Annotated in this window: 23 protein-coding genes; 19 read left to right on the top strand and 4 right to left on the bottom strand. The window is 74.2% G+C overall.

The window, feature by feature from the left end:
- The first annotated feature begins 43 nt into the window (after positions 1-43).
- Genes AUV08_RS05080 through AUV08_RS05070 form a run of 3 tightly spaced genes read left to right on the top strand, consistent with a single transcriptional unit; the run spans position 44 to position 2718 of the window.
- Entirely contained in the window at positions 44-1372 is a 1329-nt protein-coding gene (locus AUV08_RS05080; RefSeq protein WP_036315003.1) for a pitrilysin family protein, read from the top strand.
- A 43-nt stretch (positions 1373-1415) separates the two neighbouring features.
- Positions 1416-2207 (top strand): 4-hydroxy-tetrahydrodipicolinate reductase, encoded by a 792-nt coding sequence (dapB, locus tag AUV08_RS05075; protein ID WP_041104246.1) that lies wholly within the window; start codon positions 1416-1418, stop codon positions 2205-2207.
- Entirely contained in the window at positions 2200-2718 is a 519-nt protein-coding gene (locus tag AUV08_RS05070) for a hypothetical protein (RefSeq protein WP_041104248.1), read from the top strand. Before dapB ends, AUV08_RS05070 begins: the two co-directional genes overlap by 8 nt.
- Before the next feature lie 17 nt (positions 2719-2735).
- On the opposite strand, the gene AUV08_RS05065 is transcribed toward AUV08_RS05070, so the two are convergent.
- A complete protein-coding gene (locus tag AUV08_RS05065) occupies positions 2736-4007 on the bottom strand; it encodes a heparan-alpha-glucosaminide N-acetyltransferase domain-containing protein (protein ID WP_061866725.1) in 1272 nt (423 codons plus the stop codon).
- A 41-nt stretch (positions 4008-4048) separates the two neighbouring features.
- Between AUV08_RS05065 and dapA the strand changes: the two genes are divergently transcribed.
- From dapA to dapF, 13 genes are all read left to right on the top strand, one after another.
- Positions 4049-4966 carry a 4-hydroxy-tetrahydrodipicolinate synthase gene (gene dapA / locus AUV08_RS05060; RefSeq protein ID WP_061866724.1) on the top strand — a complete coding sequence of 306 codons (918 nt, stop codon included), beginning with the start codon at positions 4049-4051 and terminating at the stop codon, positions 4964-4966.
- 14 nt (positions 4967-4980) lie between these two features.
- Positions 4981-6666 carry a ribonuclease J gene (locus AUV08_RS05055; RefSeq protein WP_002856517.1) on the top strand — a complete coding sequence of 562 codons (1686 nt, stop codon included), beginning with the start codon at positions 4981-4983 and terminating at the stop codon, positions 6664-6666.
- A 54-nt stretch (positions 6667-6720) separates the two neighbouring features.
- Positions 6721-9852 carry a DNA translocase FtsK gene (locus AUV08_RS05050; protein ID WP_061873121.1) on the top strand — a complete coding sequence of 1044 codons (3132 nt, stop codon included), beginning with the start codon at positions 6721-6723 and terminating at the stop codon, positions 9850-9852.
- Complete coding sequence (locus tag AUV08_RS05045) at positions 9849-10463, top strand: CDP-alcohol phosphatidyltransferase family protein (protein ID WP_036315021.1); 615 nt, start codon at positions 9849-9851, stop codon at positions 10461-10463. The genes AUV08_RS05050 and AUV08_RS05045 overlap by 4 nt, the downstream gene beginning before the upstream one ends.
- A gap of 10 nt (positions 10464-10473) precedes the next feature.
- Positions 10474-10995, top strand: coding sequence for a CinA family protein (locus AUV08_RS05040; protein WP_061866722.1), 522 nt, complete (start codon positions 10474-10476; stop codon positions 10993-10995).
- 80 nt (positions 10996-11075) lie between these two features.
- Entirely contained in the window at positions 11076-12359 is a 1284-nt protein-coding gene (locus tag AUV08_RS05035; RefSeq protein WP_157554043.1) for a hypothetical protein, read from the top strand.
- Between the two features lie 107 nt (positions 12360-12466).
- Positions 12467-12868: a helix-turn-helix domain-containing protein gene (locus AUV08_RS05030; protein WP_036315027.1), complete on the top strand. Its 402-nt coding sequence runs from the start codon at positions 12467-12469 to the stop codon at positions 12866-12868.
- A 98-nt stretch (positions 12869-12966) separates the two neighbouring features.
- A complete protein-coding gene (locus AUV08_RS05025) occupies positions 12967-13185 on the top strand; it encodes a DUF3046 domain-containing protein (protein ID WP_002856506.1) in 219 nt (72 codons plus the stop codon).
- Positions 13186-13396: 211 nt separating this feature from the next.
- The gene (gene recA, locus AUV08_RS05020) at positions 13397-14461 is read left to right on the top strand and encodes a recombinase RecA (RefSeq protein WP_041104259.1); all 1065 of its coding nucleotides are present in this window, start codon (positions 13397-13399) and stop codon (positions 14459-14461) included.
- A 119-nt stretch (positions 14462-14580) separates the two neighbouring features.
- The gene (locus AUV08_RS05015; protein ID WP_231862033.1) at positions 14581-15477 is read left to right on the top strand and encodes a regulatory protein RecX; all 897 of its coding nucleotides are present in this window, start codon (positions 14581-14583) and stop codon (positions 15475-15477) included.
- A 39-nt stretch (positions 15478-15516) separates the two neighbouring features.
- Positions 15517-17064, top strand: a complete 1548-nt coding sequence (miaB, locus tag AUV08_RS05010; RefSeq protein ID WP_020628159.1) for a tRNA (N6-isopentenyl adenosine(37)-C2)-methylthiotransferase MiaB — start codon at positions 15517-15519, stop codon at positions 17062-17064.
- Entirely contained in the window at positions 17064-18002 is a 939-nt protein-coding gene (gene miaA, locus AUV08_RS05005) for a tRNA (adenosine(37)-N6)-dimethylallyltransferase MiaA (protein ID WP_061866741.1), read from the top strand. The genes miaB and miaA overlap by 1 nt, the downstream gene beginning before the upstream one ends.
- Positions 18003-18011: 9 nt before the next feature.
- Entirely contained in the window at positions 18012-18965 is a 954-nt protein-coding gene (dapF, locus tag AUV08_RS05000) for a diaminopimelate epimerase (protein ID WP_061873120.1), read from the top strand.
- A gap of 57 nt (positions 18966-19022) precedes the next feature.
- On the opposite strand, the gene AUV08_RS04995 is transcribed toward dapF, so the two are convergent.
- Both AUV08_RS04995 and AUV08_RS04990 read right to left on the bottom strand, forming a co-directional pair.
- Positions 19023-19658 (bottom strand): class I SAM-dependent methyltransferase, encoded by a 636-nt coding sequence (locus AUV08_RS04995; RefSeq protein ID WP_061866721.1) that lies wholly within the window; start codon positions 19656-19658, stop codon positions 19023-19025.
- Between the two features lie 25 nt (positions 19659-19683).
- A complete protein-coding gene (locus AUV08_RS04990; protein WP_061866720.1) occupies positions 19684-20847 on the bottom strand; it encodes an NAD(P)-binding domain-containing protein in 1164 nt (387 codons plus the stop codon).
- A 444-nt stretch (positions 20848-21291) separates the two neighbouring features.
- Between AUV08_RS04990 and hflX the strand changes: the two genes are divergently transcribed.
- Together hflX and AUV08_RS04980 are read left to right on the top strand one after the other, a co-directional pair.
- On the top strand, positions 21292-22932 hold the full coding sequence (gene hflX, locus AUV08_RS04985; RefSeq protein ID WP_061873119.1) for a GTPase HflX: 1641 nt from the start codon (positions 21292-21294) through the stop codon (positions 22930-22932).
- The gene (locus AUV08_RS04980) at positions 22929-25028 is read left to right on the top strand and encodes an ATP-dependent DNA helicase (RefSeq protein WP_036383346.1); all 2100 of its coding nucleotides are present in this window, start codon (positions 22929-22931) and stop codon (positions 25026-25028) included. Before hflX ends, AUV08_RS04980 begins: the two co-directional genes overlap by 4 nt.
- A 43-nt stretch (positions 25029-25071) precedes the next feature.
- Here AUV08_RS04980 and lexA read toward each other — a convergent pair whose 3' ends face one another.
- On the bottom strand, positions 25072-25788 hold the full coding sequence (lexA, locus tag AUV08_RS04975) for a transcriptional repressor LexA (protein ID WP_020628152.1): 717 nt from the start codon (positions 25786-25788) through the stop codon (positions 25072-25074).
- A 291-nt stretch (positions 25789-26079) separates the two neighbouring features.
- On the opposite strand from lexA, the gene AUV08_RS04970 reads away from it, so the two are divergent.
- On the top strand, positions 26080-26454 hold the full coding sequence (locus tag AUV08_RS04970; protein WP_004167706.1) for a LysM peptidoglycan-binding domain-containing protein: 375 nt from the start codon (positions 26080-26082) through the stop codon (positions 26452-26454).
- The last annotated feature ends 124 nt before the right edge of the window (positions 26455-26578 follow it).

Here is a 26578-nt window from a genome sequence, read left to right as displayed (position 1 = left end):
CTCCCCGCGAGTGGTGCGGCGCCGTCGTCGCGCATGGGCGAGAATGGCCGTCATGAGTGTTCACCGTGAGATCCCCCTGGACTTCGACGGCGTGCTGGCGGACGAGGGCAACGGTTCCGTGGTGCGCCGCTCCGTGCTGCCCGGCGGCGTCCGCGTGCTCACCGAGGCCATGCCGGACCAGCGCTCGGTGACCATCGGCTACTGGGTGGCCGTCGGGTCCCGTGACGAGTCGCCCGAGGGCTACGGCGCCACGCACTTCCTCGAGCACCTGCTCTTCAAGGGCACTCCCACGCGCACCGCGATGGACATCGCGGCCGCCTTCGACCGCGTGGGCGGGGAGTCCAACGCCGGCACGGCCAAGGAGTCCACCGTCTACCACGCCCGCGTGCTGGACGAGGACCTGCCGATGGCCGTGGAGGTCCTCACGGACATGCTCACCTCCTCCCTGATCGACCCGGACGAGCTCGAGACCGAGCGCGGCGTGATCCTCGAGGAGCTCGCCATGGACGCGGACGACCCCGTGGACGTGGCCCACGAGAAGCTCGCCGAGGTCATGCTGGACGGCCACCCCCTCGGCCGGCCGATCGGCGGCACGCCCGAGACGATCCGGGCCGTCACCCGCGACCATGTGGTGGGGCACTACACGCACTGGTACCGCCCGGACGAGCTCGTCGTCACCGCCGCCGGCCACCTCGACCACGACGAGGTCTGCCGCCTCGTCCTCGCCGCCCTGCGCGCCTCGGGCTGGGAGCTCACCCAGGGGGCCCTGCCCGCCCCGCGTCGTGCCGTGGACACCGCCGGGGCCGCGGCCTCGCGGGTGCGGACCGGCACGCACACCGTCACCAAGGCGGTCGAGCAGGCCAACGTCCTCGTCGGCGGCCGCTCGCTGTCCACCACGGACCCGGACCGCTTCGCCCTGGGCGTCATGCAGTCCGTCCTGGGCGGGGGCATGTCCTCGCGGCTGTTCCAGGAGATCCGCGAGCGCCGCGGCCTGGCCTACAACACCTACTCGTTCTCCGCCGGGTACTCCGACGCCGGCTACTGGGGCCTGTACGCGGGCTGCCAGCCGGACCGGGTGGACGAGGTGGCCGCGCTGATGGAGGCCGAGCTGGACCGGATGGCCGAGGCCGACGTCACCGGGGAGGAGCTCGCGCGCGCCCACGGGCAGATCTGCGGCGGCACCGTGCTGGGCATGGAGTCCACGGGCGCCCGCATGTCCCGGCTGGGACGGGCCGAGCTGGTCACGGGGGAGTACGTGGACCTGGCGGCCTCCCTCGCCCGGGTCCGCGAGGTCGACGCCGGCCAGGTCCGGGCCGTGGCCGCGCGCCTGGCCGCGGGGGACCGGGCGCGCGTCGTCGTCGCCCCGGCCTGACCTCGGCCACGGCCGCCGGGGCGGGCCGCGTAGGCTGGAGGCCATGACCGAGACCCGCACCCCCTCCGCCGTGTCCGCTCCCGACGACGTCCCGCGCGTCGCGATCCTGGGCGCCCGTGGCCGCATGGGCCGCCACGCGGTGCCCGCGGTGCGAGCGGCCGAGGGGCTGGAGCTCGTGGCCGAGCTCGGCTCGCAGGACCGCCTGGACGCGGTGCTCGACGCCGGCGCCACGCACGTCCTGGACCTCACGGTGCCGGACGCCTCGCCCGAGAACGTGGCCTTCGCCGTGGAGCACGGGCTGCACACGGTCGTCGGCACGTCGGGCTGGGTGCCCGAGCGCCGCGAGCGCCTCGAGGCGCAGCTGACTGAGCACCCGGGGGTGGGCGTGCTGATCGCCCCGAACTTCTCGGTCGGCTCGGTGCTGGCCTCGGCGTTCGCCGCGCAGGCGGCGCGGTACTTCGAGTCCGTCGAGCTCGTCGAGCTGCACCATCCGGACAAGGTGGACGCCCCGTCGGGCACGGCCGTGCGGACCGCCGAGCTCATCGGCGCGGCCCGGGACGCGGCCGGCGTGCCCGTCTCCCCGGACGCCACCGAGCACGACCCGGACGGCGCGCGCGGCGCCGTCGTCCACGGCGTGCACGTGCACGCGGTGCGCCTGCGTGGCCTGGAGGCGCACCAGGAGGTGCTGCTGGGCGGGCCGGGCGAGCAGCTCGTGGTCCGGCACGACGCATTCGACCGCGGCGCCTACATGCCCGGCGTCGTCCTCGGCCTGCGGACCGTGGCCTCCCGCCCGGGTCTGACCTACGGACTGGACGGATACCTGGACCTTGGCTGAGCCCTCCCGCACCCCCGACGACGGCGCCGTGGGCCCGACCGCGCACGCCGCCCGTGCCCGCCGCTCGACCGTGATGAGCAAGGTGTGGGTCGGCTTCGTCTGCCTGCTCGTGCTGCTGTTCGCCGGGTTCGCCCTCAACGCGTCCGTCGCGCTGGTGCGCGCCCCGCAGCCGCTGGCCAAGGCGATCGGCGTGGGCGTCATCCTCGTGGTGCTGGTGACCGTGGCCGTCCTGGCCCGCGAAGTGTGGTTCGGCCGCCAGACCGAACGCCTGGCCGACCAGCTCGAGGCCGAGGGCGGACTGCCGGAGGACGACCTGCCGCGCTCGCCGGGCGGCCGGATCGACCGGGAGGCCGCCGACGCCCAGTTCGAGCTGTACCGCGTGGAGGCCGAGGCCGCACCGCGCGACTGGCGCGCCCGCTACCGCCTCGCCCTGGCCTACGACGCCTCGGGCGACCGCCGCCGCGCCCGCGAGGCGGCCCGGGAGGCCGTCCGCCTGCACCGCGCCGGCTGACGCGGCCCACGCGTCGCTCAGCGCCCTCCGACGGCCCGTTCCCCACCCGCCCGGGAGAGCCGGGCCATCACGGCCTCGAGCGGACCCCGTCGGCCGCTGAGCTCGGCGGCCAGCCCGGCCGCGAGGCTCAGCACGACGAGGGCGGCGAGCAGCGCCCCGTCGGCCGGATCGAGTCCGGTCGCGTCCACGAGCGCGAGCACCACGAGGTGCCCCACGTAGAGCGTGAGCGGGATGCGCCCCGCACCCACGAGCGGGCGCAGCGCGGCGTGCCCGACCAGCGGCCGGGCCAGCAGGCAGGCGCCCAGCACGGCGCAGGCCCAGCCCGCCGCGAGCACGGCGGCCACCACGGACCCGGAGTGCGGGGTCGGCAGGGCGAGCCACAGCGGATCCGGGATCAGCAGCGCGAGCCGCGGCTCGCCCGTGCGCAGCGTGAGCGCCGTCTCGGCCGGGTCCGTGCCGATCGCCGCGGCGACGCGCCCGACCGTGCCCGGAGCCCGCAGCACCGCCGCACCGACGACGCCGGCCGCCGCCCACGCCGCGGCCCCGCCGCCGAGGATCCCGGCGGCCACGCGGGGCCGGTCCAGCGGCAGCCGCCCCAGGGCCAGCCCCAGCACGAGGAACGCGCCCCAGGACAGGACGGGGTAGTAGCCCGTGAGCGTCAGATCGGCCAGCAGCAGCCCGGGACGCAGCAGGTCCGCGGGGCCGGGGGAGAGCCAGAGCCGCCCGCCCACGAAGAACTCCTGGCGCCCCACGACGGCCTGCACGGCCGCGACCACCGCGAACACCAGCACCGGCCCGAGCACGAGCCACGCCCCCGCGATCACCCCCAGGGTGCGGGCACGCAGGCCCAGCAGGGGCAGCGCGAGCAGGAAGAGCAGGGCGTAGTGGCACAGGATGACGGCCACGGGGACCCCGAGCGTCCCGCACGCGAGCCCGAGCACGAACAGCAGGCCCGCGCGTCGGGCGATCCGGCGGCGCAGCGTCGCGCGCCGGGCCCCCGTGGCCGGCGTCGCGCCCCCCGTGGACAGGGCCAGCCCGACGCCGGCCAGCAGGACGAACAGCACCGAGGCGCGGCCGGCGAAGGACAGGAACGCCGGGTGCGGCGCCCCGTCCGCCGTCGCCGGGTCGAGGACGTGGACGGTGATCATGCCGAGCAGGGCGATTCCGCGGGCCGCGTCGACGCCGGGCAGCCGGCGACGCGCGGGCCGGTCCGGGCGGACGGCGGCGGGGGGCGGGGCGGGACGCAGGGCGGGCTCCTCTCGAGTCGCCGCGCGTCGCGGAGGGGCCACGGACGGCGCGGGCCCCCAGTCTCGCAGGTAGGGTGGGGCCCATGAGTGCCGTCCGTTCCGCCGTCATCCCCTCCGAGCTGCTCTTCGGCACGGTCGTGCCCGCCATGGTCACCCCCATGACGGACGAGGGCGCCGTGGACCTCGAGGCGGCCGCCGCGCTGGCCGAGCACCTGGTGGACCGCGGGGCCGACGGCCTCGTGGTCACCGGCACCACCGGCGAGACCTCCACGCTCACGGACGACGAGAACGTGGCGATGTTCCGCACCGTCGTCGAGGCCGTGGGGGACCGCGCCAGGGTCGTGGCCGGCACCGGCACCAACGACACGGCGCACACCCTCGAGCTGTCCCGCCGCGCGGCCGAGACGGGCGTGGACGGGCTGCTGCTCGTCACCCCGTACTACAACAAGCCCAACCAGGCCGGCATCCGCGCGCACTTCGAGGCCGTGGCCGACGGCGTGGACCTGCCGATCATGCTCTACGACATCCCGGGCCGCTCCGTGATGCCGATCGAGCCCGAGACGATCATCGCGCTCGCGCAGCACCCCAACATCCGTGCGCTCAAGGACGCGAAGGGGGGCCTGCAGTCCACCACCACCGTCCTGGCGCACACAGACCTCGACCTCTACTCCGGCGACGACGGCGCGACCCTGCCGCTCATGGCGCTCGGCGCCGTCGGGGTCGTCTCGGTGGCCGCGCACGCGGCCCCCGAGCTGTACCGCCAGCTCGTGGACGCCGTCCACGCCGGCGACCTGGCCGGTGCCCGTGATCACCACTTCGCGCTGGACCCCGTCCAGCGCGGCATCATGACCCACGTCCAGGGCGCGGTGGCCGCGAAGGCCGTCCTCGCCGCCCAGGGCGTCATCCCGTCCGCAGCCGTGCGGCTGCCCCTCGTCCAGGCCACGCCGGACGAGCTCTCCGTCATCCGAGCCGACCTCGCGGAGGCCGGCATCACCTTCTAGAAGGGACCCGTTCCATGACCGCAGGCACCCGCCTGTCCACCCCGCCCAAGCTCAAGCGGGGCACCTGCCGCATCGTCCAGCTGGGCGGCCTCGAGGAGGTCGGCCGCAACATGGTCACCTTCGAGATCGACGGCAAGATCCTCATCGTCGACTGCGGCGTCCTCTTCCCCGAGGAGCACCAGCCCGGCGTCGACCTGATCCTGCCGGACTTCGACTACATCCGGGACCGCGTGGACGACGTCGTCGGCATCGTCCTGACCCACGGCCACGAGGACCACATCGGTGCCGTGCCGTACCTGCTGCGCCTGCGCGACGACATCCCCGTGATCGGCTCCAAGCTGACCCTCGCCCTGATCGAGGCCAAGCTCGAGGAGCACCGGATCAAGCCGCGCACCCGCGTGGTCAAGGAAGACGACATCGTCGAGTTCGGCCCGTTCGAGTGCGAGTTCGTGGCCGTGAACCACTCGATCCCGGACGCGCTCGCCGTCGCCATCCACACGGACGCCGGCACCATCCTGCACACCGGCGACTTCAAGATGGACCAGCTGCCGCTCGACGGCCGCATCACGGACCTGCGTGCCTTCGCCCGACTCGGCGAGGAGGGCGTGGACCTGTTCATGACCGACTCCACGAACGCCGAGGTCCCGGGGTTCACCACCACGGAGGCGGAGATCGGCCCCACCCTCGAGCGCTACTTCGCCACGGCGAAGCGCCGCATCGTGGTGGCCTCGTTCTCCTCCCACGTGCACCGCGTCCAGCAGGTCCTCGACGCCGCCCACAAGCACGGTCGCAAGGTCGCCTTCGGCGGGCGCTCCATGATCCGCAACATGACCATCGCGGCGAAGCTCGGCTACCTCAACGTGCCGAACGGGATCCTCGTGGACATCCGCAAGGTGGACAAGTACCGCGACGACGAGATCGTGCTCATGGTCACCGGCTCCCAGGGCGAGCCGATGGCGGCCCTGTCCCGCATGGCCAACGGGGACCACCAGGTGCAGCTGGAGGAGGGCGACCTCGTCGTGCTGGCCTCCTCCCTGATCCCGGGCAACGAGAACTCCGTGTTCCGCGTGATCAACGGGCTCATGAAGCTCGGCGCGACCGTGGTGCACAAGGGCATGGCCAAGGTGCACGTCTCCGGCCACGCCTCCGAGGGCGAGCTGCTGTACTGCTACAACATCGTCGAGCCCGAGTTCGTGATGCCGGTGCACGGCGAGACCCGCCACCTGATCGCCAACGGCCGGATCGCGGAGAAGACCGGCGTGCCGGCCGAGAACGTCATCCTGGCCGGCAACGGCACCGTGGTGGACATGACCGACGGCCTCGTGAAGGTCGTCGGCGAGGTGGAGTGCGGCTACGTGTACGTGGACGGCTCCTCCGTGGGCGAGATCTCCGACTCGGACCTCAAGGACCGCCGTGTCCTGGGCGAGGAGGGCTTCATCTCGATCATCACGGTGGTCAACCGGCAGACCGGCACGATCGTGTCCGGCCCGGACGTCCACGCCCGCGGCGTCGCCGAGGACGAGAAGGTGTTCGAGGAGATCAAGCCGAAGATCGTCCGGGCGCTCGAGGAGGCCGTGCAGTCCAGCAAGGACCACACCGCCCACCAGCTCCAGCAGGTGGTCCGCCGGACCGTCGGCACGTGGGTCAACCGCAAGCTGCGCCGCCGCCCGATGATCATCCCGGTGGTCCTGGAGGCCTGACCGCTCCGGGTCGCCATGCCTGCCGTGTCCGCGGTTCGCGGTAGTTTGGTGGGCATGGCGACCCGTACTTCCCCCACGCGTTCGTCGTCCTCCTCCGCCACGTCCCGCTCCGGCTCCGCCGGACGCCGAGGCTCCGGACGGAAGGGGTCGACCGCGACCGTCCCCGAGGCCGACCGGCCCGCCGCGCCCCTGCGCGCCCTGCACACCCTGTGGATGGGGTTGGCCACACCGGTCGGTGCGGGCTTCCGCAAGCTCGGCCCGGACGTGCGCATCGACCGCGAGGAACGCCGTGACGGCACCGGCCTGCTCCTGCTGCTGCTCGCCGCGCTGATCGCGGCCGTGGAGTGGTGGGGCCTGCGCGGCACCGCCGTCGGCCGCGTGGTGCACGGGGTGGTGGGCGGCACCGTCGGGTGGTTCGCCCTCCTGGTGCCGATCGCCCTGCTCGTCGTGGCCGTGCGCTGCTTCCGCCACGCCACGGACCATCGCGCCAACGGGCGCATCATCATCGGCCTGCTCATGGCCACCGTCGCGGGCTCCGGCATCGCCCACCTCGTGGGCGGCGTGCCCTCGGCCGCCGAGGCCTTCGAGGACATGCTCGGCGCCGGGGGCATGGTCGGCTACCTGGCGACGGCGCCGCTGGCCTCCCTTCTGACGCCCGTGCCCGTCTGGGTCCTCATGATCCTGCTGGCCTTCTTCTCGGTGCTCGTGCTCACCGCGACGCCCGTCGGCGCGATCCCGCAGCGGATCGCGGGCGGCTACGACTGGCTCACGGGCCAGGACCCCGAGGGCGCCTCCGAGCAGCGGGCCGCCCGCCGCGCCGAGCGGCGCCGGGCGCGTGAGGTGCGCCGCGAGGCCGAGGACCTCGCGACCCCGCTCTCCGTGGACGCGGAGACCGGGCGCACCCACCCGGACCACGACCAGTCCTACCGGGACGGCCCGGCCGCCGGCGCCCACGCCGCCGGGGCCTCCCGCCCCGGCCTGTTCGCGCGCCTGTTCGGCGGGCGCCGGGCACGCGAGGAGCAGGCCGCGGACGCCGCCCCGGAGCACACCGCCAGCACCGCCTACGACTCCCCGGTGATCCACGAGGCCGAGGCCGGCTCCCACGCCGCCCCCGAGGCGGAGACCACCCAGGTCCTGCCCCGGCCCGCCCCCCGGCGGGCCGCTCGCGGGGAGCAGGGCGTGTTCGACGCCGAGCGGGCCGCCGCGGACGCGCGTGACGCGGGCCGGGACGCCTCGGACGACTTCGACCCGTGGGTGGACGAGGACGACGCGCCCGAGGACGCGGACGCCGAGCCGCAGCCGCCCGCCGGAGTGCGCCGGCCCACGGCCGCGGACCGCGCCCTCGAACAGGTCCGCGAACACGCCCGCGCCCAGCGCGAGGCCGCCGCGCCCCAGGAGGGGGACGCGGGGGAGGACACCCCGTTCGCCCTGGACGACGCCCCGGGCCAGGGCTCCGGGGCCGCCGCGCCGTCGTCGTCCTCCGCCGTGCCCGCCCGCACCCCCGCACCGGTGCCGCCGGTGACCGCCGAGCCGGCCCGCGGCACCCAGTCCGAGCTGGGCGGGGACGTGTCCTACACGCTGCCGCAGTCGGCCCTGCTCCCGGCCGGCCCCCAGCCGAAGGAGCGCTCCGAGGCCAACGACCGGGTCGTCGCCGCGCTGACCACCACGTTCACCGAGTTCAAGGTGGACGCCCAGGTCACCGGGTTCTCCCGCGGGCCGACGGTGACGCGGTACGAGGTCGAGGTCGCCCCCGGCACCAAGGTGGAGAAGGTGACGGCGCTGGAGAAGAACATCGCGTACGCGGTGGCCTCCTCGGACGTGCGGATCCTCAGCCCCATCCCGGGCAAGCGCGCGATCGGCATCGAGATCCCCAACACGGACAAGGAGGTCGTGGCCCTCGGCGACGTCCTGCGCTCGCAGGCCGCCCAGCGCACCGACCACCCGATGGTGATGGGCGTCGGCAAGGACGTGGAGGGCGGCTACGTGGTGGCCAACCTCGCGAAGATGCCCCACCTGCTCGTGGCGGGTGCCACCGGCGCCGGCAAGTCCTCGTTCGTGAACTCGATGATCACCTCGATCCTCATGCGCTCCACCCCGGACGAGGTGCGCATGGTGATGGTGGACCCCAAGCGCGTCGAGCTCACCGCGTACGAGGGCGTGCCCCACCTGGTCACCCCGATCATCACGAGCCCGAAGAAGGCGGCCGAGGCGCTGCAGTGGGTCGTCAAGGAGATGGACACCCGCTACGACGACCTCGCGGCGTTCGGCTACAAGCACGTGGACGACTTCAACAAGGCCGTCCGGGCCGGCCAGGTGAAGCTGCCGCCGGACTCCAAACGCGTGCTGCGCCCGTACCCGTACCTGCTGGTCATCGTGGACGAGCTCGCGGACCTGATGATGGTCGCCCCGCGCGACGTCGAGGACGCGATCGTGCGCATCACCCAGCTGGCCCGTGCGGCCGGCATCCACCTCGTGCTCGCCACGCAGCGGCCGTCCGTGGACGTGGTCACGGGCCTGATCAAGGCCAACGTGCCCTCCCGCATGGCGTTCGCGACGTCGTCGGTCACGGACTCGCGCGTTGTCCTGGACCAGCCCGGCGCGGAGAAGCTGCTCGGCCAGGGCGACGCCCTGTTCCTGCCGATGGGCAAGTCCAAGCCCATGCGCGTGCAGGGGGCGTGGGTCAACGAGTCCGAGATCCACGCCGTCGTGGAGCACGTGAAGTCGCAGATGCAGGTCCAGTACCGCGAGGACGTGATCCCCGAGAAGACCGAGAAGGTCATCGACGAGGACATCGGCGACGATCTGGACCTGCTCCTGCAGGCCGTCGAACTCGTGGTCACCACGCAGTTCGGCTCCACGTCCATGCTGCAGCGCAAGCTGCGGGTGGGCTTCGCGAAGGCCGGCCGCCTCATGGACCTCATGGAGTCCCGTGGCGTCGTGGGCCCCTCCGAGGGCTCCAAGGCCCGCGACGTGCTGGTCAAGCCCGACGACCTCGCGGACGTGCTCGCCACCATCTCCGGAGACACCCCGCCCTCGGCCGCATCCGGCGACGGCGACGCCTCGGCGTCGGCCGGTCCGCGCGACCTGGTGCAGGAGGACCTGGACTCGCGCCCGGCCGCCGTGGACTGGAACGATGAGGACGACGACGAGGGATCGGAGGACGCGTGGCAGCTGACGGGCAGATGAGCACGGCGGGCGGGGCGCAGCGCGTGTCCGCCTGGAACCTGCCGAACATCCTGACCTCGGTGCGCATCCTGATGGTGCCCTTCTTCGCCTGGGCGCTGTGGGCCGGCGGGCCGTGGGGCGGCGACTCGCTCGTCGCCCGCTGGCTCGCGCTGGCGCTGTTCGCGGCGGCCATGTACACCGACAAGCTCGACGGGGACATCGCCCGCGCCCGCGGGCTGATCACCGACTTCGGCAAGATCGCGGACCCCATCGCGGACAAGCTGCTCACGGGCACGGCCCTCGTGCTGTTCTCCCTGCTGGGGGAGCTGTGGTGGTGGGTGACCATCGTGATCCTGGTGCGCGAATGGGGCATCACCCTGATGCGCTTCGTGGTGATCCGTTACGGCGTGATGCCGGCCGGCCGTGGCGGCAAGCTCAAGACCGTGTTGCAGACCGTGGGCATCGGCCTGCTGCTCCTGCCCCTGGCCCCGCTCGTGGGCGGCTGGTGGCCGTGGGCCGGCTGGGTGGTCATCGGGGCCGCCACCGTGCTGACGGTGCTGACCGGCCTGGAGTACGTGAAGGACGCGTGGGTCCTGCGGCGGGACGCCCTCGCCGCCCAGCGGGGGGCCTGAGGCGATGACCATGGCGGCGGCCCGGGATGTGGTGCACGCGCTCGCGGAGGCGGGCCTCACGGTGGCGACGGGGGAGTCCCTCACCGCCGGCCTGCTGGCCGCGCGCCTGGCCGACGTCCCCGGGGCGTCGGCGGTGCTGCACGGCGGCGTGGTGGCCTACCAGAACGCCGTGAAGACCGGCCTGCTGGGCGTGCCCGAGGACCTGCTCGCGCGGGTCGGGGCGGTGGACGCGGACGTGGCCCGGCGGATGGCCCTCGGCGCCCGCGCGGCCCTGGGCGCCGACGTCGGCGTGGCCACCACGGGCGTCGCCGGGCCCGAGCCCCACCAGGGCCAGCCGGTGGGCACCGTGTGGCTCGGCCTGGCCGTGTCCGACGCGGACGCGAGCGCGCTGGACGTGCTCGGCGGCGAGCGCGACGGCGCGGCCACCGCGATCCTCCTCCGGCTCGACGGCGACCGGGCCGCGATCCGGGAGGCCACCGTCGCCGCGGGGTTGCAGGCCCTGACGCGCCTGCTCGACGGCCGCGGCCCCTGAGGCGGCACGGGGGCTTCGACCGACCCGCCTCGGCGCCCCGTCCCTGGTGCCGGCCCGCCCCGCCGCGTAGGTTCGGCGCGATGGAGACCGCATCGCCTCCCACCCCGCCCGAGCGTGCACCGCAGGACGGCGACGACGCCCCGGGCCCCCGCGTCATCGGCCTCGTGGCCGACCCGGGCACCCCGTGGGCGCTCGTGCGCCGCATCGCCGGGGACGTCGAGGACCGGCTCGACGAACGCCTGCCGCAGCCCGGCGGCTGGCGGGTCGAGACACGTCAGGAGTCGCTGCCGGTCGGTGCGACCGGGGGCATGGTCCTGGAGGAGCCGGTCCGCTCCCTCGCGGACGGTCAGGGATGGGACACGGTGGTCGCCGTCGTCGACCTGCCCCGGTTCGACGACCGGCGCGGCGTGGTGGCGGACGTCGTGCCGCAGCTGCGGGTCGGCGTCGTGTGCGTCCCGGCGCTGGGGGTCATCACTCCGGCCCGCCGGCTGCGGGAGACGGTGCTGCGGATCGTCGAGCACATCGACACCGCCCCGCACGTGGACCCGCCGGACGGGGAGCTGGATGTGCAGTCCTGGGATGAGTCCGGCGAGGTGGAGGAGGACGGCGGCCGGCCCCCGGCGGACGAGCCCCCCGAGCCCGACACGGACGCCCTGCGGGGCATCGCCCCGCTGGGCGACGTCGACGCGGACGTGACCACGACCACCGGGATGGGCGGCGGGTCCCGGCGCACGTCCACGGTGTACGTGAAGGGCTGGACGGGCACGCTGCGTCTGCTGGCCGGGATGGTGATGGCCAACCGGCCGCTGCTCATGCCGCGGGACATGACGTTCACGATCGCCTCGGCCAGCGCGGCCGGTGCCTACGGCGTGTTCTTCGGCTCCATCTGGGTGCTCTCCAGCGTGATGTCCCCGGGGCGGCTCGCGGCGGTCAGCGTGCTGTCCGTGGTGCTGCTGGTGGCGTGGCTGGTCACCACGAACGGTCTGTGGACGCACGGTGCGGCCCACCGGCACAGCTCGCGGCTGGACAACCTCTCCACCGTGCTCACCGTGGGCCTGGCCTGCACCGTCGTCTACGTGCTGCTCTTCGTGACGCTGCTGCTGGTCGCGCTCATGATCATCCCCGTGGAGTATCTGGGGGAGGAGCTCGAGCAGCCCAGCGGCGTGGGCGACTACGTCCGGCTCGTGTGGCTCGCGGCGTCGATGGGCACGATGGCCGGAGCCGTCGGCTCGAGCCTGGACGACTCCGACCGCATCCGGAACGCCACCTACTCGCTGCGGGAACGGCATCGGCGCTCGGAGCGGCACGAGGGCGACGGGGCCGCCGAGGGCCCGACGGCGGGGGAGGCTGTGCCCCGGGAATGAACGCGACCCCGCCCGACGTTGAATGTAACGAGTCAAGAAGAGTGCCTCGCGGGATCAGGCCCGCGGCCCGGCACCCTTCAGGAAAAGTCCAGGAGCAGGCGATAGACATGATGCGACATCCCGTCCATTCCCACGGAATCACGCGCTGGGTCGATGACCAGCCCCGTCCCCGCGCGGCCGCCCCCGACATCAAGGAGCGCAGCATGCCCCTCCTCCGCCACGAGATCGGCGACGTCCTGCGCGACGTCCGGCAGCTCCAGGGCCGCACCCTGCGCGAGGTCTCGCACGACGCCCGTGTCTCGCTCGGCTACCTGTCGGAGGTGGAGCGCGGCCAGAAGGAGGCCTCCTCCGAGCTGCTGGCCTCGATCTGCCAGGCGCTGGACATCCCGCTGTCCTACCTGCTGCGGGAGGTCTCGGACCGGCTCGTGGAGCAGGAGGGCATGGTCGTCCCGGACACCCTGCCGGACGACCTCACGGACCCGAGCCTGGGCTCGCTGGCCGGCCGCTGACCCCGCCATCCCCACGGCGCGGGCGCCCCGTCTCGGGGCGCCCCCGCCGTCTGCGTCCCCGTCCCTGACCCCGCGACCGACAACAGAGAGGACCGCCCGTGCGCGAGAGCGAGTTCCGCCGGCTGATGGACGAGGAGTTCGGCCCCGCCCGGGCCGGCCTCGTGGCCGACTCCCTGCACCTGCCCGGCCTGGACACCACCGCGACGGCGGCGCTCGCCGCCGGTGTGGACCCGCGGCGGGTGTGGCTGGCGGTCTGCGACCTGCATGAGATCCCGCAGGAGCGGCGTCTCGGTCGGGACGTGCCGCCGAAACGCTGACGGCGCGACGCGCTGGCGGGGGCACGGCCCCTGTTCGAACACGTGTTCGAAGAATGCGGTAGAGTCCTGCACAGCAGTGCGACGGGGTGATCTCGTGCACAGGCGGGGCGGGCCACGCTTATCGTGTCCGCCGCCCCCCGTAGATTCACGGACATGACCGAGGCGGGCGCTCCAGCGTCCGCGGCAGCACCACCAGAGCTAGGGGTGAAGGATGAGCAAGGTGACGGATCGCGAGAAGGCCCTCGAGGCCGCTCTCGCCCAGATCGACAAGCAGTTCGGCAAGGGTTCCGTCATGCGGCTGGGGGACCAGACCCAGGCACCCGTCGAGGTCATCCCCACGGGCTCGGTGGCCATGGACGTGGCCCTGGGCATCGGCGGCCTGCCGCGCGGCCGCGTGGTGGAGATCTACGGCCCGGAGTCCTCGGGCAAGACCACCCTGGCCCTGCACGCGGTGGCCAACGCGCAGCGCAACGGCGGCATCGCGGCCTTCATCGATGCGGAGCACGCCCTGGACCCGGTCTACGCCCGCCAGCTCGGGGTGGACACGGACGCCCTGCTGGTCAGCCAGCCGGACACCGGCGAGCAGGCCCTGGAGATCATGGACATGCTCGTCTCCTCGGGCACCCTGGACATCGTCGTCATCGACTCCGTGGCCGCGCTGACCCCGCGCGCCGAGATCGAGGGCGAGATGGGCGACTCCCACGTCGGCCTGCAGGCCCGCCTCATGTCCCAGGCGCTGCGCAAGGTGACCGGCCGCCTGCACCAGACCAAGACCACGGCCATCTTCATCAACCAGCTGCGCGAGAAGATCGGCGTGTTCTTCGGCTCCCCGGAGACCACCACGGGCGGCAAGGCGCTCAAGTTCTATGCGTCCGTGCGCATCGACGTCCGCCGCATCGAGACCCTCAAGGAGGCCGGCAACCCCGTCGGCAACCGCACCCGCGTGAAGATCGTCAAGAACAAGATGGCCCCGCCCTTCAAGCAGGCCGAGTTCGACATCCTCTACGGGGTCGGCATCTCCCGCGAGGGCGGCCTGATCGACATGGGTGTCGAGGAGGGCATCGTCAAGAAGTCCGGCGCGTGGTTCACCTATGACGGGGACCAGCTCGGGCAGGGCAAGGAGAACGCCCGTCGCTTCCTCAAGGACAACCCGGACCTCGCCAACGAGATCGAGGAGCGCATCCTCACGAAGCTCGGCATCGGCGTGGCCCCGGAGGCCGAGGACGACGAGGCCCCGGCCCTGACCGCGGTTCCGGGGGACACCGCGGCCGGATGACCCGATCGCGCCGGAACGTCGGAGGCGGGGCCGCCCACCGGTCGGAGACGACCGGCCGGAGCGGCTCCGCTCCCGGTGCGTCCGCGTTCGACGACGCCCGGGACTCGGACGTGGGCCGGATGTGGCTCGATCTGGCCGGCGCACCGGAGCCGACGTCGTCCGACGCGGACGCCACGGAGGCCGCGCGGAACGCCGTGCCCGCGCACGATGCCGGGACCCCCGCGGGGGACGTCCCGGATCCCGCCCCCGGCGTGGCACCGGATCTCGGGGCCCTGCTGACTCGCGCGAGCGACCTGCCCAGCCCCGCGCCCGGCGCCGGGCCCCGGACGCTGCCCTGGTCCGGGCGCGAGGACACCCGGGAGGACACCGAGCGCCGGGGCCGGAAGCGGGCCACCACCACGCCCTCGCGGCGTGGCCGCCCGCGCGACGAGGGCCGCCCGGCCGTGGATCCCCGCCCCGCCGTCGAGACCGACCGCCCCCGACGTCGCCCCGGCCCGGCGCCCCTGCCCACCGCACCGCGTGAGCGCGAGGAGGCCGCACGCGAGGTCGTCCTGCGCCAGCTCGCCCTGGGCCCCCGCTCCCGCGGCCAGCTCGAACGCAAGCTCGCCGAGCGCCAGGCCGAGCCCGAGCTGATCGAGCGCGTCCTCGACCGCTTCGAGGAGGTGCGCCTCGTGGATGACGCCGCCTTCGCCGAGGTCTGGGTCCGCAGCCGTCACCGAAGCAAGGGCCTGGCGCGCCGTGCCCTCGGGCACGAGCTCCAGCAGAAGGGTGTGGACCGGGAGATCGCCGCCGAGGCGCTCGAGGCCATCGACGGCGAGGACGAGCGGGCCGCCGCCCTCGACCTCGTGCGCCGACGGCTGCGGGGCCGCACCGTCCCCGGCGGCGCCTCGCCGGAGGCCCGGGCCGAGCGGGACAAGGTGACCCGCCGCCTCGTCGGCATGCTGGGACGCAAGGGCTACGGCGGCGGCCTCGCGTTCGCCGTCGTGAAGGAGGTCCTCGCCGAGCACGAGGAGTGAGCGGACCCGGGCCGCGCCCGGAGTTCCTAGAATGGTGCGGTGACTCTGACGGACCCCACCCCCCGCACCACCCCGCTCGCGCAGGACGGCGCCGCCGCGCGCCCGCACGAGGGCCTGACCTATGAGGTCCGCACCTTCGGCTGCCAGATGAACGTGCACGACTCCGAGCGCATCTCCGGCCTGCTCGAGTCCACCGGCTACGCCCCGGTCGCCGAGGACGCCCAGGCCGACCTCGTGGTCTTCAACACGTGCGCGGTCCGCGAGAACGCGGACAACCGCCTGTACGGCAACCTCGGCAACCTGCGTGCGGTGAAGGACGCGCACCCGGGCATGCAGATCGCCGTCGGCGGGTGCCTCGCCCAGAAGGACCAGGCCGCCATCCAGCGCAGGGCCCCGTGGGTGGACGTCGTCTTCGGAACCCACAACATCGGCTCCCTGCCCGTGCTGCTGGAGCGCTCGCGCCACAACGCCGAGGCCGAGATCGAGATCCTCGAGTCGCTCGAGGTGTTCCCCTCCACCCTGCCCACCAAGCGCGACTCCACCCACTCCGGCTGGGTGTCCATCTCCGTGGGCTGCAACAACACGTGCACGTTCTGCATCGTCCCGTCGCTGCGCGGCAAGGAGAAGGACCGCCGCCCCGGGGAGATCCTCGCCGAGGTGCAGGCGCTCGTCGACGCCGGCGCCGTCGAGGTCACGCTGCTGGGCCAGAACGTGAACACCTACGGCGTCGAGTTCGGCGACCGCGGCGCGTTCGCCAAGCTGCTGCGCGCGTGCGGGGAGATCGAGGGCCTCGAACGCGTCCGCTTCACCAGCCCCCACCCGGCCGCGTTCACGGACGACGTCATCGACGCGATGGCCGAGACCCCCAACGTCATGCCGCAGCTGCACATGCCCCTGCAGTCGGGCTCGGACAAGGTGCTCAAGGACATGCGCCGCTCCTACCGGTCCGCGAAGTTCCTGCGGATCCTGGAGAAGGTGCGCGAGCGCATCCCGCACGCCGCCATCACCACGGACATCATCGTCGGCTTCCCCGGGGAGACCGAGGAGGACTTCGCCGAGACGATGCGCGTGGTCGAGGCCTCCCGCTTCTCCTCCGCGTTCACCTTCCAGTACTCCATCCGCCCCGGGACCCCCGCCGGGGAGATGGACCACCAGGTGCCCAAGGCCGTCGTCCAGGAGCGCTTCGAGCGCCTCGTGGCCCTGCAGGACCGGATCTCGGCCGAGGAGATGGCCACGCTCGTCGGCACCCGCCAGGAGCTGCTCGTCACCGCCGACTCCGGCTCCAAGGCCGCGGAGCGCGGCCGCCTGTCCGGGCGCGCACCCGACAACCGGCTCGTGCACTTCTCCGTGCCCGCCGGCGCCGAGACCCCCCGCCCCGGCGACTTCGTCACCGTGACGGTCACCGAGGCCCACCCGTTCTTCGCCGTCGCCGACCCGACCGCACAGGACTACGTCCTGCGCCGCTCCCGCGCCGGCGATGCGTGGGACCGCGCCCAGGCCGAATCGTGCGGCGCGCCGGCCCCCGGCACGGCGGGCGGCTCCGGTGCCACGAGCCTCGGCATGCCGACCCTGCGCCCGCGGTCCTGATGCCCGCCGCCGCGGCCCGGCCGCCCGTCGTCGCCGTCGTCGGGGCGACGGCGACGGGCAAGTCCGCCCTCGCCGTCGCCCTGGCGCACGCGCTGGACGGCGAGGTGGTCAACGGGGACGCCCTGCAGTTCTACCGGGGGATGGACGTGGGCACGGCGAAGGTCACCCCGGCTGAACGCGAGGGCGTCCCGCACCATCTGCTGGACGTGCTCGACGTCGGCCAGGAGGCCTCGGTGGCGGCCTTCCAGTCCGCGGCCCGCGACCTGTTCGACCAGATCCGCGCGCGGGGTCGGACCCCGATCCTCGTGGGCGGCTCCGGGCTGTACGTGCGGGCGGCGCTGGACGTGCTCGAGTTCCCGCCCACGGACCCGGCGCTGCGGGCCGAGCTGGAGGCGCGCGCGCAGCGGGAGGGCCTGGCCGGGCTGAGGGCCGAGCTGGCCGCCCTGGACCCGGTCTCGGCGGAGCGGCTGCAGGACGCCCGCCGCATCGTGCGCGCGCTGGAGGTGTGCCGGCTGACGGGCCGCCCGTTCTCCGCGTTCATGCCGGAGCGCACGTACGCCCCGGAGGTCGCCCCCGTGGTGCAGCTCGGCCTGCGCCTGGACCGGGCCGAGCTGCACCGGCGGATCGCGGCCCGGGTGGAGCGCATGCTGGCCGAGGGCCTGCTGGACGAGGTCCGCCGCCTTGACGTCCCCGGGCCGGACGGGCTGCGGCAGGGACCGACCGCGTCCCGCGCGATCGGCTACGCCCAGATGCTCGCCGTCCTCGACGGCGAGCTCACCGAGGCGGAGGCGGCCGAGCAGACCGTCGTGGCCACGCGACGCTTCGCACGACGCCAGGAGACCTGGTTCCGGGCCGACCCGCGCGTCGTCTGGCTCGACGCGCAGGGCGAGGACGTCGTGGCGGAGGCGCTCGCCGTCGTCGCCGGGGACGCCACCTAGACTGGGCCCATGACCGAGCAGCCCGCGGCGCCCGCCGCCCAGGACCCCCTCCACGCGAGCGCGCCGCGCGTGCCGTTCACGAAGGGCCATGGCACGGGCAACGACTTCGTGCTGATCGCCGACCCGGACGGCAACACGCAGCTCGACGCCCAGCGCGTCGCACGGCTGGCCGACCGGCACCGGGGGATCGGCGCCGACGGCGTCATCCGCGCCGTGCGCTCGGCACGCCTGCCGGAGGGTGAGGCGCTGCTCGCCGAGCACCCCGAGGCCGAGTGGTTCATGGACTACCGCAACGGCGACGGCTCGATCGCCGAGATGTGCGGCAACGGGGTGCGCGTCTTCGTGCACTTCCTGGTCGAGAAGGGCTTCGTGGACCTGGCCCCCGGCCGGGCGATCACCATCGGCACGCGCGCCGGCGTGAAGGCCGTGACCCGGCTCGAGCACGGCTACGCGATCGACATGGGCCCCTGGTCCTACCTCGACCCCGAGCTGGCGGAGGAGGCGGCGTCGGACTCGATGGTCCGCGCCCACGGCCTCACCGATCCGCGTCCGGCGCTGAGCGTGTCGCTGGGCAACCCCCACACCGTGGTCCCGCTGGCCTCCTTCGCCGACCTCCAGGGCCTGGACCTGGGCCGCGCCCCCGAGGTGGACCCCGCTCCGCCGCTCGGCACGAACGTCGAGTTCGTGGCCGCGCACGAGCCGCTCGTGCGCGAGGGCGTCGGCCGCGTGCGGATGCGCGTGCACGAGCGCGGGGTGGGCGAGACCCAGTCCTGCGGGACGGGCGCGTGCGCGGTGGCCGTGGCGATGCGCGCGTGGTCGGGCGACCAGGGCACCGACTCGTGGCTCGTCGAGGTGCCCGGCGGCGTGCTGGCCGTGGATGTCGTGCCGGGCCCGGAGGGGGCCGAGCACGTGGTCCTCTCGGGCCCGGCCGAGCTGGTCTTCGACGGCGAACTCACCGCCTGACCGCTGTCGTTCGGGAAACGGCAGGCCACGGACCGCTGTCGTTCGGGAAACGGCGCCTCAGCGCGCCCGCGCCACCCGCAGGATCCGGAAGCCCTTGACGCTGTTCGCCCGCTCCGCGGTGAACCGGCCGGGCGCGCGCGCCTCGAGCATCCGGCCGATCCACGGCAGCAACGAGTCCGCGCCGAGGTTCTTCTGCACCACCAGCCAGGCCTCGCCGCCGGGGGCCAGGCGTGGCAGCCACCGCTCCAGCAGGGCGTGCAGCGCCGGCTTGCCGATCCGGATGGGCGGGTTGGACCAGATGAGGTCGAACTCCGCGCCCTCGGGGACGTCCTCCGGCCGCAGTGCCACGACATTGCCGAGGCCCAGGGCCGCGGCGTTGTCGCGGGTCAGCTGCAGCGAGCGGTCGTTGACCTCCACGGCGGTCACCTCCGCCTCGGGCGACCGCAGCGCCAGCGTGAGGGCGATCGGTCCCCAGCCCGCGCCGACGTCGAGGAACCGGCCCCTCGCCGGCGGCGCGGGCACGGCCGAGAACAGGGCCGCGGTGCCCTTGTCCAGACCGTCCGGGGAGAAGATCCCGTTGGCCGTCTGGACCTCGACGTCGCGGCCGGCCAGGCGGGTCCGCAGGGTGCGGCGCCGCTCGGGCGCGGAGGGGTCGGCGTCGAAGTAGTGGGATGCGGAGCTCACGGCGACCATGGTAGCCAGCAGGTCGTCGCGGCCCTCAGCCCGACGCCGGCCCGGCCAGGTCCGCGAGGATCGCGCGCACGGCGTCGCGCCCGGCGCGGTTGGCCCCGACCGTGGACTGGGAGGGCCCGTAGCCGAGGAGGAACAGGCGCGGCTCGTCCAGGGCGCGCCCGCCCGCCACGCGGATGCCGCCGGCGGGCGTGCGCAGCCGCAGCGGAGCGAGGTGCCGGATCGCCGGCCGGAAGCCGGTGGCCCAGAGGATCACGTCCGCCGGTTCGAACGAGCCGTCGGGCATCCGCACCCCGTCCGGCTCGACGGCCGTGAACATGGGGTGGCGCACCAGCACGCCTCGCGTCTCGGCCTCGCGCACCCAGGACGAGCGGTGCATCCCGGTCGCCCCGACCACGGAGCCCGGCGGCAGGCCCGCACGGGTCCGTTCGTCCACCCCGCGCACCGACTCGGCCAGGGCGCCGGGCGCGGCCGAGTCCTGCCACTGCGGCTCGCGGCGGGTCACCCACAGGGTGTCCGCGACCGTGGAGATCTCGGCCAGCAGCTGCGTCGCCGAGACGCCCATGCCCACGATCACCACCCGCTGCCCGGCGAACTCGTCCTTGGACACGTAGTCACGGGTGTGCAGCTGCCGGCCGCGGAACGAGCGCATCCCGGGCACCGAGGGCCACCGTGGGGACGTCCAGGTGCCGGTCGCGTTGACCACGAAGTCCGCCCGCCACGTGCCCGGCGCCCCGTCCGTGCGGACGAAGAACCCGCGCGCACGTCCCGGCTCGCCGATCCGCTCGACGCGCCTCACACGCACGGGCCGCCGGATCGGCAGGGCGAACCGTGCCTCGTAATCGGCGAAGTAGGCCGGCAGCAGGGTGTTGGCGTGCGCGGCCGGGTCGGCCGGCGGCACCGGGTCGCCGGGCAGCTCGTGGATGTGGTTGACGGTGGCCATCGTGAGCGAGTCCCAGCGGTGCTGCCACGCGCCGCCCGGGGCGGTCTCCGCGTCGAGCACCACGAACGTGCCGGGGGCGTCGTCGGGGACGCCGGCGGCGCCGTCGTCGTTCGGACCCAGCCCCACGAAACCGCGGCGGCGCAGGTGGTAGGCGGCGGACAGCCCCGCCTGGCCCGCGCCGATCACGACGACGGTCGCCCGGCCCGTCCGGCCGGGCCGCGGCGGGGCGGGGGAGGGGGACGCGGTCATGCCCGCAGGATACGTGCGCGTCGTCAGCGGACCGGGCGCCGGGGCCCCTGTCGCCCACACGCGCCGCCCGGTACACTCGACGCCCATGTGGATCTTCCTGCGCTGACGCCCCCGCGTCACTGCCCGCCCCCGCCCCCTCGCGCGCCCGCCTCGGATGAGGCCGTCGAGCGCGCCCCGGCACCTGATGGAGATCCCACCATGGACGATGTGGTCCGTCCCTGCACGCCCGCCGACGAGACCTCGTGGCTGCGGTGCCGCGTGCTCACCTTCCCCATGCCGACGGAGCCGCCGCGAGATCGTCGCAGCGCGGCGCCGACCTCCGCCTAACCGGCCGTGCGCGTCACCCGCCACGTCCGCCCCCTGCGGACAGCCGCCTAACGCGTCCGCCGACCCCTCTACCCTGAGACGATCGGGTCGCCCGACCGCGGCGGCCCAGAGGAGACCATGACTGAGAAGAACCAGCACACCCCCGGCCCCCAGGGCGCCCACGGCTCCGAGGACGAGATCCAGGCCGTGATCGACCGCATCCTGGCCGCCGATGACGCTCGCCGCGCCTCCGAGCGCGAGGCGACCGGGCGCGGCTCCGCGGACAGTGTGGTCGCGGACCACGAGGACGCCCCCGACGCCGGCGCCCCGGACCGCTCCGGCGCGCTCGCGGGCCGCGCACTCGCCCTGGACGAGGGCGAGGACGGGCACACGGACGCCGACGGCGACCAGGACGAGCTCGCCGCGCGCCACTCCCTCAAGCGCGTGCAGGGTTTGTCCACCGAGCTCGAGGACATGACCGAGGTCGAGTACCGCCAGCTGCGCCTGGAGCGCGTGGTGCTGGCGGGCGTCTGGACCGAGGGCTCCGCGGAGGATGCGGAGAACTCCCTGCGGGAGCTCGCCGCGCTCGCCGAGACCGCGGGCTCGGAGGTGCTCGACGGCGTCATCCAGCGCCGCGCCACCCCGGACCCGGCCACGTTCCTCGGCAAGGGCAAGGCGCAGGAGCTCGCCGAGATCGTGGCGCTCTCCGGTGCGGACACCGTGGTGGTGGACTCCGAGCTCGCCCCGTCTCAGCGTCGCGCGCTGGAGGACGTGGTGCGGGTGAAGGTGATCGACCGGACCGCGCTGATCCTGGACATCTTCGCCCAGCACGCGAGCTCGCGTGAGGGCCGCGCCCAGGTCGAGCTCGCGCAGCTCGAGTACCTGCTGCCGCGCCTGCGCGGCTGGGGCGAGTCCATGTCCCGGCAGGCCGGCGGCCGTGCCGCCGCCGGCGAGGGCATCGGCTCCCGCGGCCCCGGCGAGACCAAGATCGAGCTGGACCGCCGCCGCATCCGCACCCGCATGGCGAAGCTGCGCCGGGACATCGCCGGGATGAAGCCGGCACGCGAGGCCAAGCGCGCCAACCGTCGTCGCAACCGGGTGCCGTCCGTGGCGATCGCCGGATACACCAACGCCGGCAAGTCGTCCCTGCTCAACCGCCTCACCCACGCCGGGGTGCTCGTGGAGAACGCCCTGTTCGCCACGCTGGACCCCACCGTGCGCAGGGCCATGACGCCGGACGGCATCGGCTACACCCTCTCGGACACGGTCGGCTTCGTGCGGAACCTGCCCACGCAGCTGGTCGAGGCGTTCCGCTCCACCCTCGAGGAGGTCGCGGACGCGGACGTCATCCTGCACGTCGTGGACGGCTCACACCCGGACCCGGAGGGCCAGATCGCCGCGGTGCGCTCCGTGTTCGCGGAGGTGGACGCGCACCGGATCCCCGAGATCATCGTGCTGAACAAGGCGGACGCGGCGGACCCGGCCGTCGTCGCCCGGATCCGGTCCAAGGAGCCCCACGCCGTGGTGGTCTCCGCGCGCACCGGCGAGGGCATCGACGAGCTCGAGCGCGCCATCGCGGCCACCATCCCGCGGCCGGACGTGCGGCTCGAACTGCTGATCCCGTTCACCCGGGGTGAGCTGGTCTCCCGCCTCCACTCGGCGGACGCGGAGATCCTGGCCGAGGGCTACGAGGAGGGCGGCACCCGCCTGTCCGTGCTGGTCCGTGAGGACATCGCGCCGGACTTCGCCGAGTTCGTCGTGGAGGCGGACGCGTTGTGAGCGGCGGGGCGGAGGAAGTCGGGGCGGGCGGCGCGCAGCCCCGCACGGAGCACGAGCGCGAGGCACTGCGCCTGCTGGACGCCGCGGTGCAGGCCACCGGCGGCCAGCACCGCGCGGGCCAGCGGGAGATGGTGCTGCAGGTGGCGCGCGCCCTCGAGTCGCGCCGCCACCTGCTCGTGCAGGCCGGCACCGGCACCGGCAAGTCCCTGGCCTACCTGATCCCCGCGATCCAGCACGCGATGACGCAGGAGGACCCCGTCGTCGTCGCCACGGCCACGCTCGCCCTGCAGGCCCAGATCATGAAGCGGGACGCCCCCCGGCTGGTCGAGGCGCTCAAGGACGAGCTGCCTCGCGAGCCCGTCGTCGCCCTGGTCAAGGGCCGCTCCAACTACCTCTGTCGCCACAAGGTGGACGGCGGCTACCCCGGGGATGAGGGCGAGGAGGCCCTCTTCACGGTCGCCGACGACGGCGGGGTGATCGGCTCCGCCACGGACGGCGCCGCCGGGCCCTCCTCCCTGTTGGGCAAGGAGGTCATGTACCTGCGGGCGTGGGCGGACCAGACCGAGACCGGGGACCGCGACGACCTCGAGGTCCCCGTCACCGACCGCGCGTGGCGGCAGGTCTCCGTCACCGCGGTCGACTGCCTCGGCGCGTCCCGCTGCCCCCAGGCCGAGGAGTGCTTCTCCGAGCGTGCCCGCGCGGACGCGGCGGACGCGGACGTCGTGGTCACCAACCACGCGATGCTCGCCATCAGCGCCTTCGAGGGCCTCGCGGTGCTGCCGGCGTACTCGGCCGTCGTCGTGGACGAGGCCCACGAGCTGCAGGACCGGGTGACCGGTGCGGTCACCGGGCAGCTGTCCGGGTCGATCGTGCACGGCGCGGCCACCTCGCTGCGCCGCCACACCACCGTGGCCGTGGAGGACCTGATCGAGGCCGGGGCGGCCCTGGACCGCGCGTTCACGGACACTCCGTCCGGTCTGATCGCCGCGGGCCCGGACGAGGTCCAGGAGCAGGCCCTCACCGGCGTCCTCACGGCCGCGCGCCAGTGCCTGTCCGACCTCGGCCAGGACAAGGACAAGGAGGCCGACGCCGACGGCGGACGGCAGATGGCGCGCTCGCGGATCCTCGAGGTCCTCGAGGTGGTGGAGCGCATGCTCGCGGCCCGGCCCGAGGCCGACTTCCCCGAGGTGCTGTGGGCCACCCGCCCCGGCCACTTCGAGCCCGGCGTGGGCTGGCAGCCGGGGGACGAGACCGACCCGCCCCAGCTCTACGTGGCCCCGCTCTCGGTGGCCGGCAAGCTGCGGGAGGGCCTGTTCGGCAAGGCGACGACGGTGCTCACCTCCGCCACGCTCACCGTGGGCTCGGGGGAGCGCCGGTTCGACTCGGTGGCCGGCGACGTGGGCCTGGCCGGCCCGGACGCCCCGAAGTTCGAGGCCCTCGACGTCGGCAGCCCCTTCGACTACCCGCGTCAGGGGGTGCTCTACGTGGCCCGGCACCTGCCCCGGCCCGGCCGGACGGCCTCGCCCGAGTCCCTGGATGAGCTCGAGGCGCTCCTGAGGGCGTCGCGGGGCGGGGCCCTCGGCCTGTTCTCCTCGCGCCGGGCGGCCGAGGACGCCGCCGCCGAGATGCGCCGTCGGCTCGGGCCGAAGACCACGATCCTGTGCCAGGGGGACGCGACCCTCTCCGCCCTCGTGCGCCAGTTCTCCGAGGAGCCGGACACGTCCCTGTTCGGGACCATGAGCCTGTGGCAGGGCGTGGACGTGCCGGGGAACTCGCTGCGGCTCGTGGTGATCGACCGCATCCCGTTCCCGCGGCCGGACGACCCGCTCTCCCAGGCCCGCACCCGGGACGTCGCCCGGCACGGCGGCAACGGGTTCATGCGGATCTCCGCCACGCATGCGGCCGTGCGCATGGCCCAGGGCGCCGGGCGCCTCGTGCGCTCCGTGACGGACCGCGGCGTGGTGGCCGTGCTGGACCCCCGCCTGGCCACCGAGCGGTACGGCGGCTACATCACGAGCGCCCTGCCGGACTTCTGGCGCACCACGGACCGCGACGTCGTCCGCGGGGTGCTGGCACGGCTCGCCTCGGGCGATTGACCTCGCTCGGCCTCGGGCCGTCGGCCCGGCCGGAGGGAGCGGGTCAGAGCGAACGCAGGACCGTGACGACCCGCCCCATCACGGTGGCGTGATCGCCGAGGATGGGCTCGTAGGCCGTGTTCTGGGGGAGGAGCCAGGTGTGCCCGTCGCGGCGGCGGAAGGTCTTCACGGTGGCCTCGTCGTCGAGGAGGGCCGCGACGATGTCGCCATTCTCCGCCGTGTCCTGCCGGCGCACCACCACCCAGTCGCCGTCGCAGATCGCGGCGTCCACCATCGAGTCGCCCGTGACGCGCAGCATGAACAGCTCGCCCTCGCCCGTGAGGCGTCGCGGGATCGCCATGACGTCCTCGACCTGCTGCTCGGCCAGGACGGGGCCGCCCGCCGCGATGCGGCCGACCCAGGGGACCGGCACGCTGTCCGCCTCGTCTGCGCCGGTGTGCCACGCGGGGATCGCGGAGACCCGCGACGACGGCGCAGCGGTGGGGGAGGCGGCCTCGCCCAGCGGGGTGCCGTCCACGTCGAGCAGCACCTCGAGGGCACGCGGGCGTCCGGGGTCGCGCCGGATGTAGCCGTGCCGCTCGAGACGGCCCAGCTGGTGCGTGACGGAGGAGAGCGAGGCCAGGCCCGCGGCGTCGCCGATCTCGCGCATGGAGGGCGGGTAGCCGTGGTCGGCGATCGCGTCCCGGATGGTCTGCACGATCCGCCGCTGGCGGTCGGTGAGCGGCGCGCGCGCCGCCGGCTGATCGTCGGTGGTGCTCATGGCTGCCGTCCGTTCTCCCGGGGTGATGGTGGCCGGACTCGTGTTCCGGCGTCCGGCTGCCGTCCGGACGCTTACCGTGTCCGCCCCCGCTGGTTGCCTGTGTCTTGGCGGTCCCGGGGCGTTCCGGGGCGTCCGTGCATGGCCTCGAGCCTAGAGGAGAGCCGCCTCTCCTTCAAAGATATGTTCGATCTCGTCGTGGCATGTCTCGAACACCTGTGCTAGAAAGGCATTCGAACGGATTCGAACACATGTTCGATCACCTGGAGGGCATCCGCCCCGGAGGAGGACACCATGACGCTCACCACCGCCCAGTTCGCCGGCTCGCCCGCGACGGCGCGGCCGCGTCCGGCCACCATCCGTCTGACCCGCCGCGGCCGCCTCGTGCTGCGGGGGATCCCCGTGATCGCCGCGGCCGTGGCCGCCACGCTGGCGGCCGCCTTCTTCCTGGGTGTGCTGCTGTCGCCCGCCGCGGTGTCCGCGGACACCGCGGGACCGGCCACCCAGTCCGTCACGGTCATGCCCGGGGACAGCCTGTGGACCATCGCCACCACGGTGGCGCCGGAGGCGGACGTCTACGAGGTGATCGCCACGATCGACGAGCTCAACGGGCTCGAGGGCCGGGCACCCGCCCCGGGTGAGGAGCTGTTCGTCCCGGCCATGCGGTGACGCACGGCGGGCCTCGCCCTCCACGGTTCCTAGATGTAAGAGGTCATGACGTTGTTGACTCGGGCCGGGGCCAACGAGGCCGGAGGGGCGTCCCCGCAGGAGGTATGAGGCCGATGGTAGTTGT

Source organism: Micrococcus sp. CH7 (assembly GCF_001595485.1).
In the GTDB taxonomy this organism is placed as follows: domain Bacteria; phylum Actinomycetota; class Actinomycetes; order Actinomycetales; family Micrococcaceae; genus Micrococcus; species Micrococcus luteus.
Note: the sequence above shows the minus strand (reverse complement) of the source record. Positions and strands in the feature narration are given on the sequence as shown.

Excerpts from the sequence above, each read along its gene's own strand:
- AUV08_RS05080 (WP_036315003.1), top strand. The coding sequence starts at position 44 with ATGGCCGTCATGAGTGTTCACCGTGAGATCCCCCTGGACTTCGACGGC.
- dapB (WP_041104246.1), top strand. The coding sequence starts at position 1,416 with ATGACCGAGACCCGCACCCCCTCCGCCGTGTCCGCTCCCGACGACGTC.
- dapA (WP_061866724.1), top strand. The coding sequence starts at position 4,049 with ATGAGTGCCGTCCGTTCCGCCGTCATCCCCTCCGAGCTGCTCTTCGGC.
- AUV08_RS05055 (WP_002856517.1), top strand. The coding sequence starts at position 4,981 with ATGACCGCAGGCACCCGCCTGTCCACCCCGCCCAAGCTCAAGCGGGGC.
- AUV08_RS05050 (WP_061873121.1), top strand. The coding sequence starts at position 6,721 with ATGGCGACCCGTACTTCCCCCACGCGTTCGTCGTCCTCCTCCGCCACG.
- AUV08_RS05045 (WP_036315021.1), top strand. The coding sequence starts at position 9,849 with ATGAGCACGGCGGGCGGGGCGCAGCGCGTGTCCGCCTGGAACCTGCCG.
- AUV08_RS05040 (WP_061866722.1), top strand. The coding sequence starts at position 10,474 with ATGGCGGCGGCCCGGGATGTGGTGCACGCGCTCGCGGAGGCGGGCCTC.
- AUV08_RS05035 (WP_157554043.1), top strand. The coding sequence starts at position 11,076 with ATGGAGACCGCATCGCCTCCCACCCCGCCCGAGCGTGCACCGCAGGAC.
- AUV08_RS05030 (WP_036315027.1), top strand. The coding sequence starts at position 12,467 with ATGATGCGACATCCCGTCCATTCCCACGGAATCACGCGCTGGGTCGAT.
- recA (WP_041104259.1), top strand. The coding sequence starts at position 13,397 with ATGAGCAAGGTGACGGATCGCGAGAAGGCCCTCGAGGCCGCTCTCGCC.
- AUV08_RS05015 (WP_231862033.1), top strand. The coding sequence starts at position 14,581 with ATGTGGCTCGATCTGGCCGGCGCACCGGAGCCGACGTCGTCCGACGCG.
- miaA (WP_061866741.1), top strand. The coding sequence starts at position 17,064 with ATGCCCGCCGCCGCGGCCCGGCCGCCCGTCGTCGCCGTCGTCGGGGCG.
- dapF (WP_061873120.1), top strand. The coding sequence starts at position 18,012 with ATGACCGAGCAGCCCGCGGCGCCCGCCGCCCAGGACCCCCTCCACGCG.
- AUV08_RS04995 (WP_061866721.1), bottom strand. The coding sequence starts at position 19,658 with ATGGTCGCCGTGAGCTCCGCATCCCACTACTTCGACGCCGACCCCTCC.
- AUV08_RS04990 (WP_061866720.1), bottom strand. The coding sequence starts at position 20,847 with ATGACCGCGTCCCCCTCCCCCGCCCCGCCGCGGCCCGGCCGGACGGGC.
- hflX (WP_061873119.1), top strand. The coding sequence starts at position 21,292 with ATGACTGAGAAGAACCAGCACACCCCCGGCCCCCAGGGCGCCCACGGC.
- lexA (WP_020628152.1), bottom strand. The coding sequence starts at position 25,788 with ATGAGCACCACCGACGATCAGCCGGCGGCGCGCGCGCCGCTCACCGAC.
- AUV08_RS04970 (WP_004167706.1), top strand. The coding sequence starts at position 26,080 with ATGACGCTCACCACCGCCCAGTTCGCCGGCTCGCCCGCGACGGCGCGG.